Annotated in this window: 21 protein-coding genes; 9 read left to right on the top strand and 12 right to left on the bottom strand. The window is 57.2% G+C overall.

Annotated features, from left to right (window positions below; translation table 11 throughout):
• Window positions 1–6: 6 nt before the first annotated feature.
• Complete coding sequence (mutY, locus tag DFT_RS03950) at window positions 7–1,122, bottom strand: A/G-specific adenine glycosylase (protein WP_083453332.1); 1,116 nt, start codon at window positions 1,120–1,122, stop codon at window positions 7–9.
• Between the two features lie 349 nt (window positions 1,123–1,471).
• Between mutY and DFT_RS03945 the strand changes: the two genes are divergently transcribed.
• A complete protein-coding gene (locus tag DFT_RS03945) occupies window positions 1,472–3,112 on the top strand; it encodes a HEAT repeat domain-containing protein (protein ID WP_054029916.1) in 1,641 nt (546 codons plus the stop codon).
• A gap of 7 nt (window positions 3,113–3,119) precedes the next feature.
• On the opposite strand, the gene DFT_RS03940 is transcribed toward DFT_RS03945, so the two are convergent.
• From DFT_RS03940 to DFT_RS03895, 10 genes are all read right to left on the bottom strand, one after another.
• Complete coding sequence (locus DFT_RS03940; RefSeq protein ID WP_054029915.1) at window positions 3,120–3,926, bottom strand: rhodanese-like domain-containing protein; 807 nt, start codon at window positions 3,924–3,926, stop codon at window positions 3,120–3,122.
• Window positions 3,927–3,950: 24 nt separating this feature from the next.
• Complete coding sequence (locus tag DFT_RS03935) at window positions 3,951–5,801, bottom strand: thioredoxin domain-containing protein (protein WP_054029914.1); 1,851 nt, start codon at window positions 5,799–5,801, stop codon at window positions 3,951–3,953.
• Window positions 5,802–5,983: 182 nt separating this feature from the next.
• On the bottom strand, window positions 5,984–7,609 hold the full coding sequence (locus tag DFT_RS03930; RefSeq protein WP_076750371.1) for a SagB family peptide dehydrogenase: 1,626 nt from the start codon (window positions 7,607–7,609) through the stop codon (window positions 5,984–5,986).
• Between the two features lie 120 nt (window positions 7,610–7,729).
• Window positions 7,730–8,275 carry a nitroreductase family protein gene (locus DFT_RS03925; RefSeq protein WP_054029912.1) on the bottom strand — a complete coding sequence of 182 codons (546 nt, stop codon included), beginning with the start codon at window positions 8,273–8,275 and terminating at the stop codon, window positions 7,730–7,732.
• A 53-nt stretch (window positions 8,276–8,328) separates the two neighbouring features.
• The gene (locus tag DFT_RS03920; protein ID WP_054029911.1) at window positions 8,329–8,508 is read right to left on the bottom strand and encodes a hypothetical protein; all 180 of its coding nucleotides are present in this window, start codon (window positions 8,506–8,508) and stop codon (window positions 8,329–8,331) included.
• An 80-nt stretch (window positions 8,509–8,588) separates the two neighbouring features.
• Window positions 8,589–9,497 carry a TIGR01777 family oxidoreductase gene (locus DFT_RS03915; protein ID WP_054029910.1) on the bottom strand — a complete coding sequence of 303 codons (909 nt, stop codon included), beginning with the start codon at window positions 9,495–9,497 and terminating at the stop codon, window positions 8,589–8,591.
• A gap of 35 nt (window positions 9,498–9,532) precedes the next feature.
• On the bottom strand, window positions 9,533–10,252 hold the full coding sequence (locus tag DFT_RS03910; RefSeq protein ID WP_054029909.1) for an enoyl-CoA hydratase/isomerase family protein: 720 nt from the start codon (window positions 10,250–10,252) through the stop codon (window positions 9,533–9,535).
• Window positions 10,253–10,410: 158 nt separating this feature from the next.
• Window positions 10,411–10,614, bottom strand: a complete 204-nt coding sequence (locus DFT_RS25400) for a hypothetical protein (protein ID WP_054029908.1) — start codon at window positions 10,612–10,614, stop codon at window positions 10,411–10,413.
• Window positions 10,615–10,900: 286 nt separating this feature from the next.
• Window positions 10,901–11,431: an O-acetyl-ADP-ribose deacetylase gene (locus tag DFT_RS03900; RefSeq protein ID WP_054029907.1), complete on the bottom strand. Its 531-nt coding sequence runs from the start codon at window positions 11,429–11,431 to the stop codon at window positions 10,901–10,903.
• 48 nt (window positions 11,432–11,479) lie between these two features.
• Entirely contained in the window at window positions 11,480–11,971 is a 492-nt protein-coding gene (locus DFT_RS03895; protein ID WP_054029906.1) for an FmdB family zinc ribbon protein, read from the bottom strand.
• A 562-nt stretch (window positions 11,972–12,533) separates the two neighbouring features.
• Here DFT_RS03895 and ndk point away from each other — a divergent pair.
• From ndk to DFT_RS03855, 8 genes are all read left to right on the top strand, one after another.
• Window positions 12,534–12,947, top strand: coding sequence for a nucleoside-diphosphate kinase (gene ndk, locus DFT_RS03890; RefSeq protein ID WP_054029905.1), 414 nt, complete (start codon window positions 12,534–12,536; stop codon window positions 12,945–12,947).
• The gene (locus DFT_RS03885; RefSeq protein WP_054029904.1) at window positions 12,947–13,729 is read left to right on the top strand and encodes an RNA methyltransferase; all 783 of its coding nucleotides are present in this window, start codon (window positions 12,947–12,949) and stop codon (window positions 13,727–13,729) included. Before ndk ends, DFT_RS03885 begins: the two co-directional genes overlap by 1 nt.
• A 257-nt stretch (window positions 13,730–13,986) precedes the next feature.
• Window positions 13,987–14,382, top strand: a complete 396-nt coding sequence (locus DFT_RS03880; RefSeq protein WP_054029903.1) for a phage holin family protein — start codon at window positions 13,987–13,989, stop codon at window positions 14,380–14,382.
• Window positions 14,383–14,568: 186 nt separating this feature from the next.
• Window positions 14,569–14,988, top strand: coding sequence for a DnaJ domain-containing protein (locus DFT_RS03875; protein WP_054029902.1), 420 nt, complete (start codon window positions 14,569–14,571; stop codon window positions 14,986–14,988).
• 11 nt (window positions 14,989–14,999) lie between these two features.
• Window positions 15,000–15,389, top strand: a complete 390-nt coding sequence (locus DFT_RS03870) for a YajD family HNH nuclease (RefSeq protein WP_054030079.1) — start codon at window positions 15,000–15,002, stop codon at window positions 15,387–15,389.
• A gap of 91 nt (window positions 15,390–15,480) precedes the next feature.
• Window positions 15,481–15,837 (top strand): hypothetical protein, encoded by a 357-nt coding sequence (locus DFT_RS03865; RefSeq protein WP_054029901.1) that lies wholly within the window; start codon window positions 15,481–15,483, stop codon window positions 15,835–15,837.
• 310 nt (window positions 15,838–16,147) lie between these two features.
• Window positions 16,148–18,319 carry an acetyl-CoA hydrolase/transferase C-terminal domain-containing protein gene (locus tag DFT_RS03860; RefSeq protein WP_054029900.1) on the top strand — a complete coding sequence of 724 codons (2,172 nt, stop codon included), beginning with the start codon at window positions 16,148–16,150 and terminating at the stop codon, window positions 18,317–18,319.
• A gap of 199 nt (window positions 18,320–18,518) precedes the next feature.
• Window positions 18,519–19,706 (top strand): trans-sulfuration enzyme family protein, encoded by a 1,188-nt coding sequence (locus DFT_RS03855; RefSeq protein WP_054029899.1) that lies wholly within the window; start codon window positions 18,519–18,521, stop codon window positions 19,704–19,706.
• Here the strand turns inward: DFT_RS03855 and DFT_RS03850 are convergent.
• On the bottom strand, window positions 19,703–20,935 hold the full coding sequence (locus tag DFT_RS03850) for an aldo/keto reductase (RefSeq protein ID WP_054030078.1): 1,233 nt from the start codon (window positions 20,933–20,935) through the stop codon (window positions 19,703–19,705). The genes DFT_RS03855 and DFT_RS03850 overlap by 4 nt on opposite strands.
• Between the last annotated feature and the right edge of the window lie 96 nt (window positions 20,936–21,031).

Raw genomic sequence — 21,031 nt, 5'->3', positions numbered from 1 at the left:
ATGGGGCTATTTAACTTTAAATCTGGTAAGATGATGCCGCAATGCGGGCAGTGCCTTGTGCACGGCCTTGTGCAGCGGATAGGATTCCAGCTGGGCGACCGACACCCACCGGAAAGCCGCCGGACCGTTCAAACGAACCCTCCCCTGCTGCCAGACGCACACGAACAGCTCCATGTGGATCTTGAAGTGTGTGTAAGCATGTCGAACGGCGGCAATGTGTCGTTCCACCCGCACCTTCAACCCGGTCGTTTCCTCGATCCGACTGGCACAGGCTGCAGCCGAATCCTCATCCACTCCCAGTAATCCGCCGGGAAACTCCCACAGGCCGGCCAAGAGCCCCTCACCGGGCCGCTGGGTCAACAAGAACCGACCGTTTTTCAGCACCACACCGGCGACAAGCTGTTTGTGCGGCACGCCGGCACGCCTGGTGCGCGTCGGGTAGCAGTGGGTCTGTCGGGTTCGACGGGCCTCACAAAAAGAGTGAACCGGGCATTGCCCGCAAGATGGCGTCTTCGGTGTACAGATCACGGCCCCCAGTTCCATCATGGCCTGGTTGTGTCGTCCGGGGTTCGAATGATCCAGCAACTGGTCGGCCATGGCCTGGTAGGCCTTGTGACCGGACGCTTGGTTGACAGGGACCGCCATTAACAAAAGGCGTGCCAAAACCCGTTTCACGTTCCCGTCCACGACGGCATAGGGTTGTCTATGAGCGATACTCAAAACGGCGGCGGCGATATAGTCGCCGACGCCTGGCAATTGCCGCAGGTCGTCCCACTGGCTGGGTATTTCACCGCCCGAAACCTTGACGATCTGTTGAGCCGCACGATGCAAGTTTCGGGCCCGGGTGTAATACCCAAGCCCTTCCCATACCTTCAATATCGTCATGTCGTTTGCCCGGGCCAGGTGCTGCACATCGGGAAACAGCGTCATGAACCGATGATAATAGGGAATGACGGTTTTGACCTGGGTCTGCTGCAACATCACTTCAGACACCCAGACGGCATATGGATCACCCGTTCGGCGCCATGGCAAATCGCGCTTGAGATCGTCGTACCAGGCGCCCAATTGTCGCCTGATGCCGTCGCACAGGTCTGGAGAAAGGGTCGCAACTTGTGCTGCCATGCGGGAGGTCAAAGCGTCGCCTTCCATGTCCGAGGTTCAGTTGGACACCAAATATACCCTGGCCCTGCGCCATGCACCAATCGGACGGTGCAAATCAACAAAAAAATACCATTGGCATACCAATGGCCGATGACCGGTCATCGTTTCTGCAGGATCACAAATAAAACGGATAATGACTCTCAAGCGACGGCTGCCGGGTGCCGATATGAAACTTGAAAAAATGAGGTCTGCGTTGCACCACCCCTTCGACTCTCCTGCGCCAATCTCCGAGGGCACCGCCGACCGTTCATCCCAAGCATACAAGAGCCTGCCCGGCGGGACATGCCAGGCCGCTCCAAGGAGGATATCCATGGCCCGTGTCGATCCAGGTCATTTTCTCGAAGAGTTGCGTTTTGATATCAAAACCAACGACTTGATCAAGGCCCGCCTGGTGATGGCCCACTATTCCCAGATGGAGGCCCAGATCCAGCGCAAGGCCTTGTACGAACTCAGCAAGGCACCGGACACGTTTGTCTTTCCGCTTCTGGTGGCGTGTCTGGCCCAACCCCACGCAGGCCATGAAGCCGACCCGGCCCTGAAGGAGCTTCTCTATTCCAGGGCCCTGGACAATCCACAAATGCTCAACCAGATGCTGATGCGCGAAGTCAAGCCCAGCCATCGCGTCATTCTGGCCGAAGTGGCCGGTGAGATCAAGCTGGAAGAGGCCACACCGGTGCTGCTGGGTATCCTCAACGAAGACCAGGACGAAAAGGCGTTGCGGGGGGCCATCGTCTCCCTGGGCATGATCGGCGATCCGTCGGCCACCACGCCGATTTCCGAATTCTTATACGCCGGCAGCGTCGAACTGGTCATCGCGGCCATCCAATCCCTGGGCACCCTTGGAACCCCCACCGCCATCCAGCGTCTGGCCGAAAAGCTGGGAGCCGACCCGGATCTCGATTATATGATTCTGGATCTGTTTGCCACCTCCCAGGAACCCGAAGCACTGGATCGTCTCAACGATACGCTCTCAGCCCAGATGGCGCACCTGCGCAACGCCGGCAAGCAGCGTCTGCTCGATATCGGACGCAAGGCCGTACCGGTATTGATCAACAACCTGCGCTACAACGACCCGGACCTGTTGATCCACACCTTAAATGTCCTGGGCGACATCGGCGATGAATCGGCCATTTCGCCGATCCGTAAACTGCTGCACAACGAACCCAAAGATGCCAATGTGCGCTTTGCCGCCTACGAGGCACTGGGCAAGCTGCCCATGGCCAAAGGGGCCTTTGCCCTGGCCCAGGGGCTCAACGATCCGGTGGACAATGTGCGCTCCGCCGCAGCCAGTGCCATCGATCACAACTACAACACCGTTCTGGCCGCCGGTGTGAAGAACATGATCCGCGACGAAGATCCGGCCGAGCGCCGCATCAGCCGCACGGTGATGGACACCGAGTGCGATACGATCTTCATGGACCTGATCCAGGAGGAAGTCTTCCGGCAGTTCGCCACCGAGTACCTTTGCCGTCAAGCCCACAGCGACATTCGTTCCCATTTCAGCGCCCTGCTCAAGGCCCATGGAGAGTCCGAAATGGCCGCGGCCATCGAAAGCCAGACCTGCACGGCCAGCCTGGATATCCTTAAGATTTTTGCCGTGGACGACTCCAAAATGATCCTCAACATCTATCGCAGCGTCCTGCACAATCTGGGTTGCGAACCCATCCTGTTCGAATTCCCGGCCCAGGCCATCGATCAGGTGCGCCGCATCAAGCCCGATTTGATCTTTACCGATCTGAACATGCCGGATATCAGCGGCGTGGATCTGACCCGGCAGATCCGTGCATGGTTCAGCAGGGAAGAGCTGCCCATCGTCATGGTCACCACCCAGAACGAATCCCAGGACAACGAGGCCGCCATGGCGGCCGGGGTCAATGCGATATTGCACAAACCGTTCAACGAAGAGACGCTGAGAGCGGTCCTGTCGGATTATTTCACAAAGCAGAAGTGAACCCGCTTCAGCACGCCTCGATGTCGCCGATCAGGGCCTCCATATGGGCCTTTTCCGCATGGGACAAGCCGAGAAACGCCTGGCGCCCCTCCTCGGTGTTAACCTCGTCGGCCAGGTTGCGGTAGAGATCGAAGGCGGCATATTCGATCTGCAGGGCCATTTCGATGAGGCGCAGGCAGGCCTCCTTCTTCACGCCGGACACCCTCTTCAGCGCCTCGTCGAGTGTCAGGCCGCCCTCCAGGACATCGCCTTTCATTCGCTCATAGATCGGCTCGAAAGAGTCGATCGTCTCGTCGATCTGGCGCCAGTATCCATGCGCCATACGGGCATGGGCAACTTCGGCCTTGGCGAGACGTGCGAAGGTCTGGGACCAATCCTGCCCGGCCCATTTCCGCGCCACGGATTCGTAAAACAGCTGCGCCCCCTTCTCCAGGTTCATGGCCGTTTGGAACCTTTCGGCCAATGATTGCCCGGCAAACAGGGCCACCTTGGGAAGGTCTTCAATTTTTGCGCCGTCCCAGCGCAGCATGCCCCCTTCCAGGTTGTATATCCGCTCGCCGAAACCCTCCTCCGCCACCATGGCCGCCGCGGCCATGGAACGTCCGCCGCTGTGGCAGTAGAAAAGCAGATCTTTTTGCGCCGGTAACTGATCCATGCCGCGCACCAGATCGGGAAGCGGCATGAGGCGCGCGCCGGGGATGTGGCCCATTCGATACTCCTGGGGTTGCCGTACGTCCACAAGCACATAGACGTTTTCATGGTGCGTGCGGATATACTCGCGTAAAGCCTCCGGTGTCAGATTTTTGATGCCCATGGCCAAATTCCTTTGTTGGGTTGATCAGTTTGAGGTGGGCCGCCGAGGATGGTTGCCCGACAGCAACTCCCACCCCGCCAAGGTATGCAGATAAGCCGACGGCTGCTTGCGCACCGAACCGCCGAAGGCCTGGATCAACCGACCGGCCTGCGACAACCAGGCGTCTTCGGATGTCAACCGGCTCAATCCGATCAAATTGTGCAAGGCCACGGCATTGGCCGAAGGGATTGCCCCGTCGTAGACCTCTTTGGGCCGCACCGGCAATTCGTGAACGGCGGCATCGGTCAGGTGGTATCCGCCCTGTTCCGGATCCCAGAAGGCGGCATCCATATGCCCCTGCAAGCGGACGGCCGCATCGACCCAATGGGGATTGCCAGAGGCGCGCGACAAACCGAGCAATCCCATGATGAAGAAGGCATAGTCATTCACCGTGGCAGTTATGGCGACCTGGCCGTTTCGAAAGCGATGTCGCAGACCGCCTCTCTCATCGGTCATGTTCTTGAGGACAAAATCGGCCGCCCGGCCCGCCGCGTCGAGATATTCGGATGTCTCGAGCACCATGGCCCCCTCGGCCAGGGCGGCGATCATCAGACCGTTCAAATCGGCCAGAATCTTGTCGTCCCTGAGCGGCGGCACGCGGCCGGCCCGCCGAATGAACAGCCGGCTGCGAAGGTCTTCCCATCGCCGCTCCAGTGTATCCTGGGAAACATTCAGCTGTTTCGCCCACTGGGACCAGGAACGGGCCATGTGCAGGATATTGGTGCCGGTCTTACGCCGAGTGGCCTCATCGAAAAAATTGCCTTCGGACTCGAGACGAAAAATCTCCGGCCATGGGATGCCATCGGCGTCTTCAACCGCCAATCGCTCGAACTCGCTCGATGACCAGAGGTAGAACTTGCCCTCCTCACCTTCGCTGTCTGCATCCTCGGCCGTATAGAAACCGCCGGCCGGATCGGTCATGTCGCGCAGCACATAGGTCAAAATTTCCCGGGCGGTTTGGGCAAAAAGCGGCTCACGGGTCAACACCCAGGCCTTGAGGTAGGCCTGGGCCAGCATGGCCTGGTCGTAGAGCATCTTTTCGAAGTGGGGCAGCAGCCATTGGCGATCCGTGGCATAGCGGTGAAACCCGAATCCCACGTGGTCCCATATCCCCCCTTGGCGCATGGCGACGAGGGTGTGGGAAACCATGTCGAGCAGTTTACGGTCTTCGGTGCGTTTGAAGACCTGCAGCAGAAAAAGCAGCCGGTGAGCCGACGGAAACTTGGGCGCGCCGTCGAAACCACCGAACTGGACGTCATAGCGCTGGGCCACACCGGCAGCGGCCGCGTCGATGACTGCCCGTTCGGGAGTCTCGGCCGCGTGCGGTTCGAAAGCAAAGGCACCGCCCAGGTGGCTGACCACCTCCTGGGCCGATTCGATCACGCGATCGGGGGATCGGGTCCACAGGTCATTGACCCGGACGCATAGATCGATGAGCCCCAGGCGGCCGGCGGTGCTGTGCTTGGGGATATAGGTGCCGGCAAAAAACGGCTTGCGGTCAGGCGTCATCATGACCGTCAGGGGCCAGCCGCCGCTGCCGGTGACCAGATGGCAGGCGGCCATGTAAACCGCGTCGATGTCCGGGCGCTCTTCCCGGTCGACCTTGATACATACGAAATTCCGGTTGAGTGCGGCCGCTGTCTCATCATCTTCGAAGGATTCGTGGGCCATGACATGGCACCAGTGGCAGGTGGCATATCCCACGGAGAGAAAAACCGGCTTGTTCTCCAGGCGGGCCCGTTCGAACGCCGCATCGCCCCAGGGATACCAATCCACCGGGTTGTGTGCGTGTTGAAGCAGATATGGGCTTTGTTCGTCTATTAATCGGTTGGGCATGGGTTTGCCTCCTGTCGCTTTTCGGGATTCAGTCCGAAGCCGCCAAAATAGAGATTCATGGGGCTGCGTGACCGGTGGCGGAGGTTCTTATCCTGCGCCCGCTTGGGGCTTCCACCGTTTCCATTCAATATAGGAACCCGGGTACCGGTTTGCAAATCAGCGGGATAAAAGCGGCTGGCGTGTCAGGCGGCGTGCAGGTGGTGATAGGCCGGTAGCGTGGTGATGCGGCGGTCCTCGATGGGATGGCCGATGGTGAAGTGGTAGAGGCTGTTCACGCTGCCGTCGGCGATGCCCATAAGATCTGCGACCGCGTCGTCGAAAAAGCAGCCGATGCCTGTACCGCGGATGCCGTGGGCTTCGGCTTCCAGGTAGAGCATCTGGCCGATCATGCCGCACTCCCAGTGCAGGTGGCGATACATGAACGGCCGTTCGGCAACCGTAGCCTTCAGAGGTGCCACCATGGCAACGGCGAAGGCCCCGTGGCCGGCGATCTCCTGGTGGCAACTCACCGCCATGGCGTCGTAGCTCATATCGGCGGTTTGGAGCAGAAAAAGGGGAAAGTCCGGCCGCACGGGCTGCCATGAAAACTCGGGCCGGCATCTGGACCGCCATTGCGACATGGTGTCGCGCGACGCCGAACGCGCCAGGAAATAGAGGCCCGGGGCGATATCCTCCACCCGTTGGACGAACAGCAGAAGATGAACGGCCGGCCCGGGAAGTCCGGCTTCAAACGGCGCGCGTGCGGCCCGGGGAAGCGTACGCTCGAGGATGGCGAAAAAAGTGTCCGCCGCGATGTGCTTGCCCGGATCGTAACTCACCGCGCTGCGGCGGTTGCGGATCACATCCGACGCACGCCTGGATCGGGGCCCGGGATAGGAATCGCCTTGGGGCATGGGATCGAAGACGAGCGCCGAAGTGGGCGCCTTCTCCGTTGCTGCCGCCGCACGTGGAATGATCGGCCATGGATTGGGTTTCCGGCTCAAAGGCTCGGGCCGGCCGCTGACCGGAAGGGTTGCCAACGATCGCACCAAGTCTTCGGGCAGGGACCGCAGTATGGCCGAGGCCTGCGGCACGGCGGAAATCCAGAAGATCATTTCCGGCCACTCCGATTCGAGAGGATGCCAGGTGGTTCGATCGAAACCCAGTATCGCGGCGATCTGGCGGTCGCCAGCCCCGGAGAGGCAATGCGCCTGCCAGCCGTTGAGGCGAGCGGCGATGGTGATGGCCGCCGCCGCGTGGCCGGCGTCCAGGAGACAGTATCGGAAGGCGCGTTCGCCATACTTCCAGGACTCCCGCCAGAAGATGGTGCTCAGTGCGAGTGCGAACCCGTCACCCGAAAAATGGTCGCGCCACGCAGAGCAGATCTCCGAGGGCAGGTCAATCCGCCGCGCGAGGGCGTGGCCCAAGGCATTGTAGTGATAGACACCCCCGGCCAATCCGTCGACGGCCGGCGCAACGAGGTAGCATTCGGTAGGGTGAAGATTGCCGGACGAGGGATGGACGCGGAGGGCCCAACGGCTTCCGCCCGCCGATTTCCAGGCGGAGATGGCAAGGCTGTGGTAAAAGAAATCCCCTAACGTGTGAATGTTCAACGCGCGGCGGGCCGTGGGCACAGCGACGTAAAGATCCGCATAGGGCAGATCCGGTCTATCATCGGGCAGGGGCAGGCGAACCATCTTCGCCCCTTCGAAAAACCGAAAGGGCTGGGGCTGGTTCTGCCAGTCCATGTACCCCGCCGACCTCGCGTAGCGATGGAAATGATGCTTGGTCGCTTCGTGGTAGTCCAGGATGGTCCAGTTCGTGCCCATGGCCTCACTATCCTCGCGGATGGTCACCCTGCCGATAAAAGGATGAACGGCCGGCATCGGATCGCCCAAGCCACCGGCGACCCCACGGCCGACACGGGCGACCCGACAGGCCCATTTAGTTTACCATTTCTCGTAATGGGTGAACGCGGCGGTCTCTTTACGCGGCGGGGCCGATCCGACCTTGGCCGGATATCCCACCGGGATCATGGTGACCAGTTCATACCCGTCGGGCACCTTCATGGCCTGCGCCGCCTTGTCGTGATCGAACAATCCGACGACGACCGTGCCCAGGCCGAGACTGTGGGCCGTCAGGCAAAGGTTCTGGGTCGCCAGCCCGAGGTCGTACATCATCCAATCCCCGAATTTGGTGGACGCCACATCTTTGTAATAACCCGAAACCTTGGCCTTGGCGCACATCACCAACACCACCGGGGCTTGCACCATGGCGTTGATGGCGGGATTGCCTTTAGGGGGCAGCGTGGCCTGGAGCTTTTCCTTGGCTGCGGCATCCTTGACGACGATCACCTCCCAACACTGGCAGTTGGTCCAGGAAGGGGACCATCGCACCGCATCCAGGAGTTGTTGCAAGATCGGGTCGGAAAGCGGCCGATCCTCGTATTTTCGAATACTGCGTCGCTCTTGAATCAGGTTCATCAGGTCGGTCATGTGGGATCCTCCTTGTCGGTGAAGTATTGAATGTCAAAAAACAGCGGCGTTTGCTAGAGATCTTCTTTTTTATGGCAATCGCATTGCTGGTCGTCGCATACCGGGCACACATAGGTTTCCGGAGGCTCACTTTCGGGTTCGGGTGCGGTCTCGGGTCTGGCAAAGGTCAAGAGTCGCCAAGCGATAAAAACAAACACGGCGATAAAAAGAAGAATGAGAAAGAAGTACATCATGATATCGCTCCAATTCGTCCCATTCAAATGGATCGATGATTCGTATTACCAGGATTGCCGGTAACAATTAAGAAGAAAGTTCAGATTGGCTTCAGTAAATCTTCAAGGGCTGCGTCCAGCCGGCCATACCGAAATTCAAAACCGGCCGCCTGCAGCGCGGCCGGGACGGCTCGTTGACCGGCCAGCAATGCCCCGGCCGCTTCGCCCAGGGCCAATTTGAGGGCCAGGAGCGGCACCGGAACGGCGGCGGGACGGCCGATGGCCTTTCCCAGCGCCTTTGCAAAATCGCGATTGCGCACCGGTTCCGGGCCGCACAAATTGAATGCTCCACTGAGATCGCTGCGTTCGATCAAAAATTGCATGGCGGCGATCAGGTCGCCGATGTGAATCCAGGGAAACCACTGGCGACCTGAGCCCAGAGGCCCTCCGGCAAACTTGCGAAAGGCCGGCAGCATGTTGGCCAGCGCGCCGCCATCCGTGCCCAGTACGATCCCCAGCCGCATCAACGCGACACGGACCCCCCTGTCGGCCGCCTTGCGTGCTTCGGCCTCCCAGTCCCTGGCCAGTGAAGCCAAAAAACCTTCTCCATTGGGGGACTGCTCGGTCAGGATCCGTTCCTCGCCATCGCCGTAATAGCCGACGGCGGAGGTACTGAGCAAAATCGCACGGCTCTTTTCCGGCAAAGCCGAGACCAGATGACGGGTCGTCAAAATGCGGCTGTCGTATATCTGTTCTTTATAGCGACGGGTCCAACGCTTGAAGATGGTTCGCCCGGTCAGGTTGACGATCAGATCGGATTGCGCAACGGCTTGTTGCCAGTCGCCTGGCTGAGTGGTATCCGCCGCAATGTACGTATATGGATCGGAACCGATCTCAGCATCAGATCTTCGGCGCGTCCCGATCACCGTCACACGATGACCCTGGTTCATGAGATGGGCGCATAGCGAGCGCCCCACGAAACCCGTTCCACCCGTGATCAACGTCTGCATAAGGGGCCTCCATAACGTCTCTTCAACCCATTCTTTCAGGGCTTGAGAAAGATAAATTGTCCGGATTCGATATAGGGCACATCGTCGACATCGAGTGCATGCAGGATGGATGCGTTTCGGCGTTTCTTGATCTCAGCCACCGTCTCCCGCTTTTTATCCATTTGACGGGCCAGCGACATGGCCGCCTCCATCAATCGGTCCAAGGGGCAGGCGGCCTTGATCACATGATGGGCGCATAGGGTCTCGGCTGTCAACCGCTCACCGGTGATCTGCATTTCGCGCAAGAGGTAGGGTGGAATGGCACTTTCCAGAAGTGCGTTCATCCCCGGCAAAAAGGCAAATTCTCGATCGACGGCCGGCAAACAGAAATAGCCTCTGTCCGATCGCATGAATCGAAAATCGAAGGCACAACTGAAAATGGCACCACCGGCAAAGGCATGTCCATTGATCGCAGCAATGGTCACCAGGGGAAAATTGAGAACCCGCTTGAACATTCGGTTCAATTGATAAAAGAGGCGCTTCACCGCAGGCAGGTCGCGTTCGATCCGCTGCGCCACCCACGCCAGGTCGATGCCATTGCTGAAAATCTTTTCATGGCTGCTGGTGACCACGAGCGTGGTGGCGGCGGTTTCGGCCTCGATGGCGTCCATCGCCTGTTGAAGAGAATCGAGAAACGGTGGATTGAACCAGTTTTCACCATCATTCATGGTGACCACGGCCACATGACCGTCCAACTTAACATCGACCAGGGCCATCCTTTACTCCCAACTGTTTCCGAACCCGCTTTCCATCACTATAAGGGCAAACCGGCGGGCAACGCAACGCTACGATTTGACAGGTCACGCCCATTCCCAAAAAAGAAAGCGGGAGCATGGCATCCCGCTTTCCTGTTTAAAACCCGATCAAAAAAATGTCAGCAACTGCAAGAGCTGGATCCGGAGCTGCATCCCGAACATCCGCCGGCGCCAAAATCCACGCCGCAATCCAACTTGAAACCATACATGTGAAAATCGACCTTGATGGGTTGAACCCGATCCAGGAACGACTTGTTCACCACGTACTTGAAACCGTCCACATCAAACTCCTGATCCTGATCATTGGGCTCATCCAGAGCCATGGCCAAGCCCGGTCCGCCTCACCCGCCTTCATTCAAAAAGATGCGGATGGGTTTGACCTCTTTACCGTTAAAATAGGCCGCGATCTGTTCCGTGGCCGCAGGTGTTACTTCGAACATGATTGCCTCCTTCAATAATATGCATCGCCGCTGGGCGCAGATTTTTGCGCGCCTTTTGCGACGCGCAAGCCAACCTAACCATAACCGGTCTCAATGTCAAATCCAGATGCCATCGACATCGAAATTTGATCAGCTATCCGATCCTGTTGCGGTTGTCAAAATCAGTTTGTCATTTATCGGACAGGGCCTTGAATCGTTCGATGTATACCTCGCGGTCCCCTGACGAAAAGAGGACGAAAATGATTTTTTCCAACTCGGGATGACCCTCCAGAAAGGTCGATGCCGTTTCCAAGGCGATGCGGCAGGCGGCATGGATGGGGTAGCCGTACACTCCGCAACTGATGGCCGGGAATGCAATAGTTCGCACCTGATGGGCCACCGCCAGTGCCAGGCTGTTCTGATAGCAGTCTTTGAGCAGGTGCGCGTCCTTGGGTCTGCCGCTGTACACCGGCCCGACCGTGTGGATGACATATCTCGCCGGTAAATTGTAGCCACCGGTAATGCGCGCTTCACCGGTCGGACAACCACCGATGGTGCGGCACTCGGCCAGCAGCTGGGGGCCGGCGGCCCGATGAATGGCGCCGTCCACACCGCCCCCCCCCAATAAGGAGGTGTTGGCTGCATTGACAATCGCATCCACTTGCAAACGGGTGATGTCACCTTGCCGGATGTCGATTCTGTCGAGAACTGACGGGTCCATGTTCCCCTCCAATGTCATTCAACACTTTAAATTTTATTTAACCATTGTTTACAAATCGTAGAGCGTTTCATCCCTGCGAGGCGCTATCCGCCGGGAGGCGCGGGCAGCTTTTTTACCCGACAGTTGAAACGGATCTTCGTTTTCCAGGATATCGCCCATCTCCGCTTCGATCTGCTCCGGATCCTCGCCTCTTTCCATCCGGCTGAGGGCCTCCTGCATGCCGCTGCCCAACTCCATCCCGGTCATGTCGGTCAGTTTACGCATCAGATTGGCCGCCTGCCTGGGATCGTCCTCGTTGATCTTTTCCGCCTCGCCGGCCAGCATTTGCATGGCCTGTTCCATCTTGGTTTCATCGAACGGCAGGTCCTCCATGTCCCCTTCTTCCTTGGCCCGCCCAGTCACCGCGAAGGCCGACATCTGACGGGAGAGGGAGTGGGTTTTGCACCGGGGGCATTTTGGCCGTTTGGTCGTGTTGATGGATCTGGAGAAGAAGTTGAAAATAGTATGGCATCGATCGCAGTAGAATTCGTAGATGGGCATGGCATCACCTCATGTAGGAGTCTGTTCAGGCATATTCCATTGCACTGATTTCGTTCATCAAATTATGTTATTTGACACCAGTTGTCAACGATCGGCAGCGTCACTAAGGGAATGACATGCATGAGAACCGGCCCGGGTTTGCCGAACAGGATTCGGTTCAATCGTCGCCGTTCACCCAGCAATTCTAACTGAATGCGATTCACCTTGAAGGGCACGCTTTCAATAGTCTTTTGATATAAAAAATCGCATGGCAACGGAGATGGCAGGCGTGTGTGGGGCAGGAGGCCAGGGCCACGTGAGCCATGCGGTTTAGTGTCGATAGAATGCAAACGGCGGACAAGCGGTCCAGACTGTTTGAGCGCAGCGAGTTTCTGGGCCGCCCGCCGTGCATTTTAGCGACACTTGACCGCTTGGCGTGTGGCATCGGCCACCTGTTCCACACACGCCGGGTTTAATGAATAGCGTTCAGTCAGAATCCCTACCGCTTACTGGCGGTCGTTGACTTGACCATTACCTTCTGTTATGGCAGCCGCAACCTCCGAACAGAAAGGAAACTGATATCATGGAACAAACTTTGGCCATTATCAAACCCGATGGCGTTTCCCGCGGACTCATCGGCGAGGTGATCCTCCGCATCGAACGCAACAAGCTCAAAATCAAGGCCATGAAGCTGATTCAAATGTCCAAAACCCAGGCCCAGGGTTTTTATGCCGTGCATCGGGAACGTCCTTTTTTCCAAAGCCTGACCGATTTCATGTGTTCCGGTCCGGTCGTGGTGATGGTTCTGGAGGGCGAAAACGCCATCAAACGCTGGCGCGACATGATGGGTGCCACCAATTATAAAGATGCGGCCGAAGGTACGATCCGTCGCGACTTCGCCACCGACATTGAAAAAAACGTGGTCCACGGATCGGACGCGCCTGAAACCGCCGCCTTCGAAACCGGCTACTTTTTCAACGCCCTGGAACGTGTCTGATGATGACGGGCGTTCGCCTCGACAACATCACCGTCGTTTTGAACCGGCCCCGATATCCCGAAAATATCGGGGCCGCCGCACGCGCCCTCTGCAACATGGGCATGCGGCGGCTGGTGGTCGTCTCTCCCGAAAAATGCGACCTGACGCGGGTATTGCGCCTGGCGACCCATGCGGCCATCGAGGTGGTCGAACAGATGGGCTGTTTCGATGACCTCATGGAGGCTCTGGCGCCGTTCGGCTATGTCATCGGCACCACGGCCCGGCAAGGTCGCGAACGCCAATTCGTGATGCACCCGCAGCAGGCTGCCGAACATCTGGTGTCGATCTCACAGGAGAACGAGGTGGCCCTGCTCTTCGGCCCGGAAGACCGGGGCCTGACCAACGAAGAGCTGCGCCTCTGCCACCACCTGGTCACCATTCCCACCGATCAGTTCTCCTCGCTCAATCTGGCCCAGGCTGTCATGGTGATGTGCTATGAAATCTTCAAGACTGGCCGGCCGGAACCCAAGCATCAAACACCCCGATTGGCCACGAGGATCGAGCTGGACGGCATGTACGATCAGGTCAAAGACCTGCTGGTGCGCATCGACTATATTCTGCCGGACAACCCCGACTACTGGATGAACAAGCTGCGCCGCTTTTTCACCCGGCTTCAACTGCGCGCCGGCGAGGTGAGCATGATCCGCGGCATTTGCCGCCAAATCGATTGGTACGCCGGCAAATGTTACCGGGATGGCGCCTCGGGAACAGAGGCACCCAAAACCTATTCCCCACCCGAATAAGGCACTTATCGCGTGTCAATCCGCGGATGGCCGATTCGCGGGCGGATACCCTGAAAGTGATGACAAACCTCCGCCAACGAAACCCGGTACTTGATAACTCGAAACACACCTGCCAGCTTGCCAAGCTTGCAGAGACATCCTATCTTGTATGTCAATCAGAGGGCAGCTCCTCGGCATTTGTCTGGTTGGAACGATAGAAAGTGATTGCCGGACGTGGTTGCTATGTCTCAACTGACATATCTATAGGGAGGACATTCATGCGCGGCTTGGCGCTTCGATGGCTGACACTCACGTTTGCCATCGTGTTGGCTTCATATCTATTGGATGGCGTACGCGTCAGTGGTTTCTTTTCGGCCCTCGGGGCCGCTGCAATGTTGGGAATTCTTAACGCCTTTTTCAGGCCCATCGCCCTGATCCTGACCCTTCCGATCAATATCCTTACCTTTGGTCTCTTTACCTTCGTCATCAACGCCGTCATGTTGAAAATGGCCTCCGGCGTGATCAGTGGATTTGAAGTGCATGGTTTCTGGACGGCGGTATTCGGTGCGCTGATCATTGGACTGGTCAGCTTTGCCTTGAACACGCTGGTCGATGAAAGTGGACGGGTCGATATCATCGATCTCAAACACCGGGGCGGCAATCGCTGGGAGTAAGCCTCCCACATAGTGTCCGTCCACAAATAGGCAAATTTGGTTGAGATCAAGGCGTGCGAAAAATTTTACCGCAGGCATATAGTTGATATTCCGAGGATAAAATTTTGAGCAGAACGCAGATATTGGGCAAATTGGCCATTTGTGGATGGGCACTACCTATTTTCATTCTGCAGAGCGGATATGCCTATGGCATGGATCTGGATAATCCTGGCGCTAATCTATATCCTCTCGCCCTATGACCTGCTGCCGGATTTCATACCCTTGCGCGGCTGGCTCGATGACCTCGTGGTTCTCTTTCTGATGGTGCGCCAAATCATGCGGTTGCGGGGCACGAGACCATCGCAGCAGCAAAACCATCATGATCATGAGGATCAACAAAAGCAACGGGATGCAAACCAGTCAAATGGGAACGATCCAACTGATCCATACGAGATTCTGGGTGTCCGGCGCAACGCTGGAAAAGAGGAGATCCAAGCGGCTTACCGAAAATTGGCCAACCAGTATCATCCGGACAAGGTGGCCCATTTAGGCAAAGAGTTCCAGGAACTTGCCGAAAAGCGCTTTAAGGAAATCCAGGCCGCTTATGAAAAACTCTCCAGACAGTGAAGGTATTTCACATGACTTCCAAAAAGGGCTCGGCAGACCGTGAACGTCTGGCCAAAATCGTAGCGGAAGCACGACGGCACCGCGAGGAGCAGGAAAAAACTTACCGGGAGAGGGCCTTGAAGCTCTTTCCCTGGATCTGTGCACGATGCGGCCGCGAATTTTCAGGCAAACGCCTGCGCGAACTGACAGTGCACCACAAGGACCATAATCACGACAACAATCCTCCCGACGGCAGCAACTGGGAGTTGCTCTGCATCTACTGCCATGACAATGAGCACGATCGCATCGCGGTGGCCGAATCCTATGACAGCGGCCCGTCCGATGGCAGCCAACCTTCCGACTCGGGCAACACACCGTTTGCCGGGCTGTCTGACCTGCTGAAGAAAAAAGGGTTGATCTGAACATTCGATCCGAATTGACAAACCCTGTTTCTTGGACTATTTATTCGTAGTTTTTTCCATAAGTTGCTTGAAACCTCAAAAGGAGTCGAGAATGAACCTGAAGGCAAAAATCTATGAACAACTTCACAAGGATGCCGCCGCAGCCAGGATTTCCGCCCGAATCGGTCTCTTAAAAGAAAAGGGGATGGAAGCGGCGGTCATTGATAAGGACCCTGTGGTCAAAATGCTCAAGGCCTCGATGCGCCAAGCCAAGCGAAGATTGACCCGGGTGGCGGCCATGGAAAAGCTCGGCGCGCAAAAACGCGAGGAAAAGGAAAAGAAAGCCGCGTCCAAACGGGAAGCCCAAAGCCGGCCCACTGTAAAAGCCCCCAAGGCGACCGCTGCAAAAGGAACCAAGAAAGAAGCCAAGCCCAAAACCAAAAAAGCGGAAAGCGGGGCAGCCGATTAACCATCTCATTTATTTAACACCCACCATTACCCGGCCGTTTGGTTGTCCAAACGGCCGTTTCAGTTTCGCCGACAGGCCTATTTGAAATAAAATCAGTTCGTCACAACCCGCCCGTCGCATGCTTACCATCATCTATTTTCTGAACGTCAATTATTTATAATATTTTGAAATGATTAATTAAACCCAACAAAGTGCTGGCATGTCCACCCATTCGTTGATATAGCGTCGCGAATTTTACTCTGAATTTTGGGATGGCGCCCATCCAGCGCGATGGGGCCGGATAATCACTATCAGCTTCATGGGGATTGGAATGGAAAACAAACAGCCTTTGTACCTTGACGTGGAACAGACCGTCGATCACATCATCGATAATTTCGGCAACGATATCAAAATCGGTATGCCGCTCGGACTTGGAAAACCGGTACCCCTGATCAACGCCTTGTATCAGCGGGTGAAAAAGGACCCGGCGCTCAGACTGACAATCTATACGGCACTCTCCCTGGAAAAACCAGTATGGCACAGCGATCTCGAACGCCGGTTCCTGGAACCGGTCGTCAACCGTGCATGGGAAGGCGTCCCGGACCTGGACTACCTAATGGACTTGAGAAAAGGGGATCTGCCGACCAACGTCACCATCCGCGAACTCTTCTGCAAGGCCGGTGCATATCGACACAACCCGATAATGCAGCAGAACTTCATGAGCACCAACTACACCCACACGGTCCGGGATTGTGACGCCTATCAAAATGATATCTTCGCACAAATCATCGCCAAGAAAGACAAGGACGGCGACACGATTTACAGCACCAGTTGCAATGCGGATACCGCTTTGGAAACTCTGGGCAAGTTCAGACGATACAATCAAAAGGGCATCAAAAAGCTCTCCATCGGAATGGTCAATGCCAACCTGCCATTCATGCATGGCGATGCAGAAGTGCCCGCCGATATCTATGACATCATCATCGACGATCCCGATTTGAATTACCCGCTGTTCCAAACGCCGCGTCAGCCGGTTTCCGTGCCCGATTATATGATCGGTCTGCACGTCAGCACCCTGATCAAGGACGGCGGCACCCTGCAGATCGGCATCGGCGCCTTGGGCGACGCCATCGCCTATGGCTTGAATCTGCGTAACAACCAGAACGAAGCGTATCGAAAACTTCTCGACCACAGCGGCATCAGCGCCACCTACGGCGATTTGATCAACAGCGTCGGCGGGACAGGCACCTTCGAGGAGGGACTCTATGGATCGACCGAAATGCTGGTGGATGGTTTCCTGCAGCTGTACAAAGGGGGTGTTATCAAGCGCAAAGTCTATCACCATGCCGGCGTCCAGCGCCTGATCAACGAGGGCAAGCTGAAGGACCAGATTCCACCCGAGATCCTGGCGTGGATGATAGAACAGGAGACCCTTCATCCCTATTTGACGCGTAAAGATTTCGAAGCACTGCAGCATGTCGGCGTATTCAAAGCCGAGGCGGTCTATGCGAATGGAGAGATCATTTGCGATGGCCGACGCTTTTCGGCGCTGCTGGCGGACGCGGAAAACCTCAGAGCCGTCAGCGACAACTGCCTGGGATCGGCGTTGAAGAACGGCGTCGTGCTCACCGGCGCTTTTTTCATCGGTCCCAAGGATTTTTACGATACCCTCAACCACATGCCTGAAGAGGAGCAGAATCAATTTGAAATGACCGGCGTCGAGGTGGCCAACCAGTTGTATGGCAACGAAACCTTGCGGGCGTTGCAGAGAAAAGACGGCCGCTTCTGCAACACGGGCATGAAAGCGACCGTGCTGGGTCATGTCTCGTCGGACATGCTCGAGGATGGCACGGTGATCAGCGGTGTGGGCGGCCAGTACAACTTTGTTTCCATGGCCCACGCCCTGCCGGACGGCCGCCTGGTGATGATGATCAAAGGCACCCGTCAGGAGAAGGGCAAGACCCTCTCCAATATCGTTTACAACTACGGCAACGTGACCATCCCCAGGCACTTGAAAGATATTATCGTCACCGAATACGGCATCGCCGACCTGCGGGGCAAGTGCGATCAGGATGTGATCAAGGCCATGCTCAATATTACCGATGCCCGGTTTCAGGAAGCGCTTCTGTCCGAGGCCAAGAAAAACAACAAGATCCCCCAGGACTACGAAATCCCGGAGCAATTCCGGCACAACACCCCCGAACGCCTCGCCGAAACGCTCAAGGCGTTTAAGGCCATGGGGCTGTTCCCGGATTTTCCGTTCGGCTCCATGTTTACCGATGTCGAACTGATGATCGCCTACGCCCTGAAGGTCCTCAAGGCCAAGGCCGCCGGTCCCGATGCGGAGAGCTTTCCGGAAATCATGAAGCAACTGCCCATTGAAATACCAGACAACCTGCAACCCTTCATGGTGCGCATGGGTCTTGCCGCTCCTGCGACACCCGAAGAGATGCAAACCCACAAGATGTTGCTGCTGGCGTTCCGGCTGGCAGGGTTCTGCTGAAACCAGCCTAAAAAAAGACTCGACTGAATGGATCTGAAACGGCTCTTGAAATATCGGCTTAAACACACTATAGATCAGAATGTTCTTATTAATTTCAAAACATTATCCGCAACCGAGGCCAAGGCCGACGGCGAGTGCCTTGAGCCGGATCAAAACCGATATGATCAGCCAAGAAAAAAATTGTATGGGGTGACACTCTATGGAAACAGGATCCAAACAGGGACTGTCGACCCGATCCGTACACGCGGGCGAGGTGCGATATAATGAGTATGGTTCGGTAACGACCCCCATCGTTCAGACATCGACCTTTATTTTCAAGAATGTCGAGGAAATCAGAAAACTGGCCCAGGGGGCGGCAGGTCGGTTCGAATACGGCCGGTACGGCCATCCCACCCAGGTCGCCGCCGAAGGAAAACTGGCGGCCATCGAGGATGCGGAAGATGCCGTCCTCTTCTCCTCGGGGATGAGCGCCATTACGACAGCACTGTTCGCTCTTCTGAAAAGCGGCGACCACATCATCATCACCGATGATGCCTATAAACGTACGCTCGATTTCTGCCGCAGCTGTCTCAACCGATTTCAAATCGAATGCACGGTCGTAAGGATGTGCGACTACGAGGCCATGGAGCGGACCATCAAACCCAATACGCGCCTTTTTTTCTCCGAATCGCCGACCAACCCGTATCTGAATATCATGGATCTCGAACGGCTCGTGTCCCTTTTCAAGCCCAGGGGGATTCTGATCATCTCGGACAGCACGTTTGCCACCCCTTACAATCAGCGCCCCCTCGAGTATGGTATCGATCTCGTCGTCCACAGCGCCACCAAGTACCTCGGCGGCCACAACGATCTGCTCAGCGGCGTCGTGCTCGGCAAAAAAGAGCTGACCGCACCGATCCGCGAATACCTGAAGATCACCGGCGGGGTCATCGACCCCAACTCCGCGTATCTGTTGATCCGCGGCATAAAAACGTTCGAACTGCGCATGCAGCGCCTCAATGAAAACGGCCAGGCGGTGGCCGAATACCTCGAGCGGCATCCCAAAGTGCTGCGCGTCTACTATCCGGGCCTTCCCAGCCATCCGCACCATGATGTGGCCAAGCGTCAAATGAAGGGCTACGGCGCCGTGGTGACCTTCGAGGTCAAAGAGGACATCGACTATGTGCTGGATTTCCTCAGCCGGTTGACGATCGTCAACATCGGCCCGAGCCTGGGAGGCGTCGAATCGCTCATCACCCACCCGGCCACCATCAGCTACTATGATAAAACCCGGACTGAACGCCTCGAACTTGGCATCAAAGACGGCCTGATCCGTTTTGCCGTGGGCGTGGAAAATGTCGAAGACATCATCGCCGACATCGACCAGGCCCTGGCAAAAGCCGGTTAAGCGAAGTCCTCGATCGCATCACGCATCAGTCTTCCGATGGGCATGCCCTGGGGGCAGCGGGCTTCGGCAGCCGTAAAATCAGCCCTGGCCATTGCGGACTTGACGGCCTCCGGCAGGGCTGCGAACTGCTCCCGGGCCCAATCGGCCCGGCCGTAGCTGCGGCAATACATGTGGTAGCGCATCACGTCGCTGATCGGGATGTCCACCGTTTCGGCCATCTGGCAATGTCCACTGCAACCGGCGCAATAGTGGCCCGCCGTGGCAACGGCATAGCGCTGGAACATCTCCACCTCGGCCGAGGTCAGCGGCTCGGGATCCACCGCGACTTCCATGTTGGCTTTCAGCAGGCGCATGCTGTCCATCTGGGAACAGATGCTGGCGATGCGCGGCTCCTGCCAGACGGCCTTGAGCTTGGCCTGCTCCTCTGTCCATCCCTTTCGGTGGAAATGCTCGGCCAGGGCCCGGCCCTCAGGCTGCGAACGGCTCCAGTCGAACCACGATCCCCTGGCCTGGGTCTTCATGGCGACCAGCCCGACGCCGGCGTCGGCGCATGCCGATACGGCGTCCTGCATCTCCCGGGTATGCATATTGCGAAAGTTGTAGGTCGTCATGATGCCGTCCACCCACCCCAACCGGGCGGCCCCCTGCATCACCTCCGGCATGTTGCGATGGGTGCTGAACCCGAACAGCTTGATCCGGCCATCCTTTTTGGTTTCGTCGACCCAACGCCGGGTATGGTCATCGAGCTCATTGATGCGGCTGAGGCCGTGGATGAAATAGAGGTCGATATAGGTGGTTTTCATGCGCTCCAGAGAGCGTGCCAGCAACCGGTTCATCCCTTCCGGGTCGCGTGCGTCGGATTTTGTCACCAGGAATATTTTCTCCCGATCCTCGGGATACTTGCCGAAATATTTGCCGATCCCGTCCTCGCTGCCGGCCTGATAGCAATCGGCGGTGTCCCAGTAGGTCACGCCCCATTTAATGGCCTGCCGGAGCATCAGCTGATTGGCGCCGATATCGAACATGCCGCCCAGCGATAAAATGGAAACGTCCCGTCCGCTTCTTCCGAAAGGCCGGGTGGGCACCCGGTCCAGCAAGGCCTGCTTGGCAACGGGCGCATCGACCGGCGAAACGGCCGCCGCCCGGCCGGCCAGCAACGACCCGGCGCCGATGGCGCCGGCGGTCTTCAAAAATTGGCGTCTGGAAAAGCCTTCGTATTCTGTTTTCATGGTATCCTCCCCCATTTGTGCAATGCTAAAAGATTTTTTCTCTTCATTTTTTTAACGAATGCTGCCTACCCGCGCCTGCCATAGTGACCTGCGCCG

The sequence above is a fragment of the Desulfatitalea tepidiphila genome, assembly GCF_001293685.1.
Lineage (GTDB): Bacteria > Desulfobacterota > Desulfobacteria > Desulfobacterales > Desulfosarcinaceae > Desulfatitalea > Desulfatitalea tepidiphila.
This window is presented reverse-complemented; position numbering and strand designations above follow the sequence as displayed.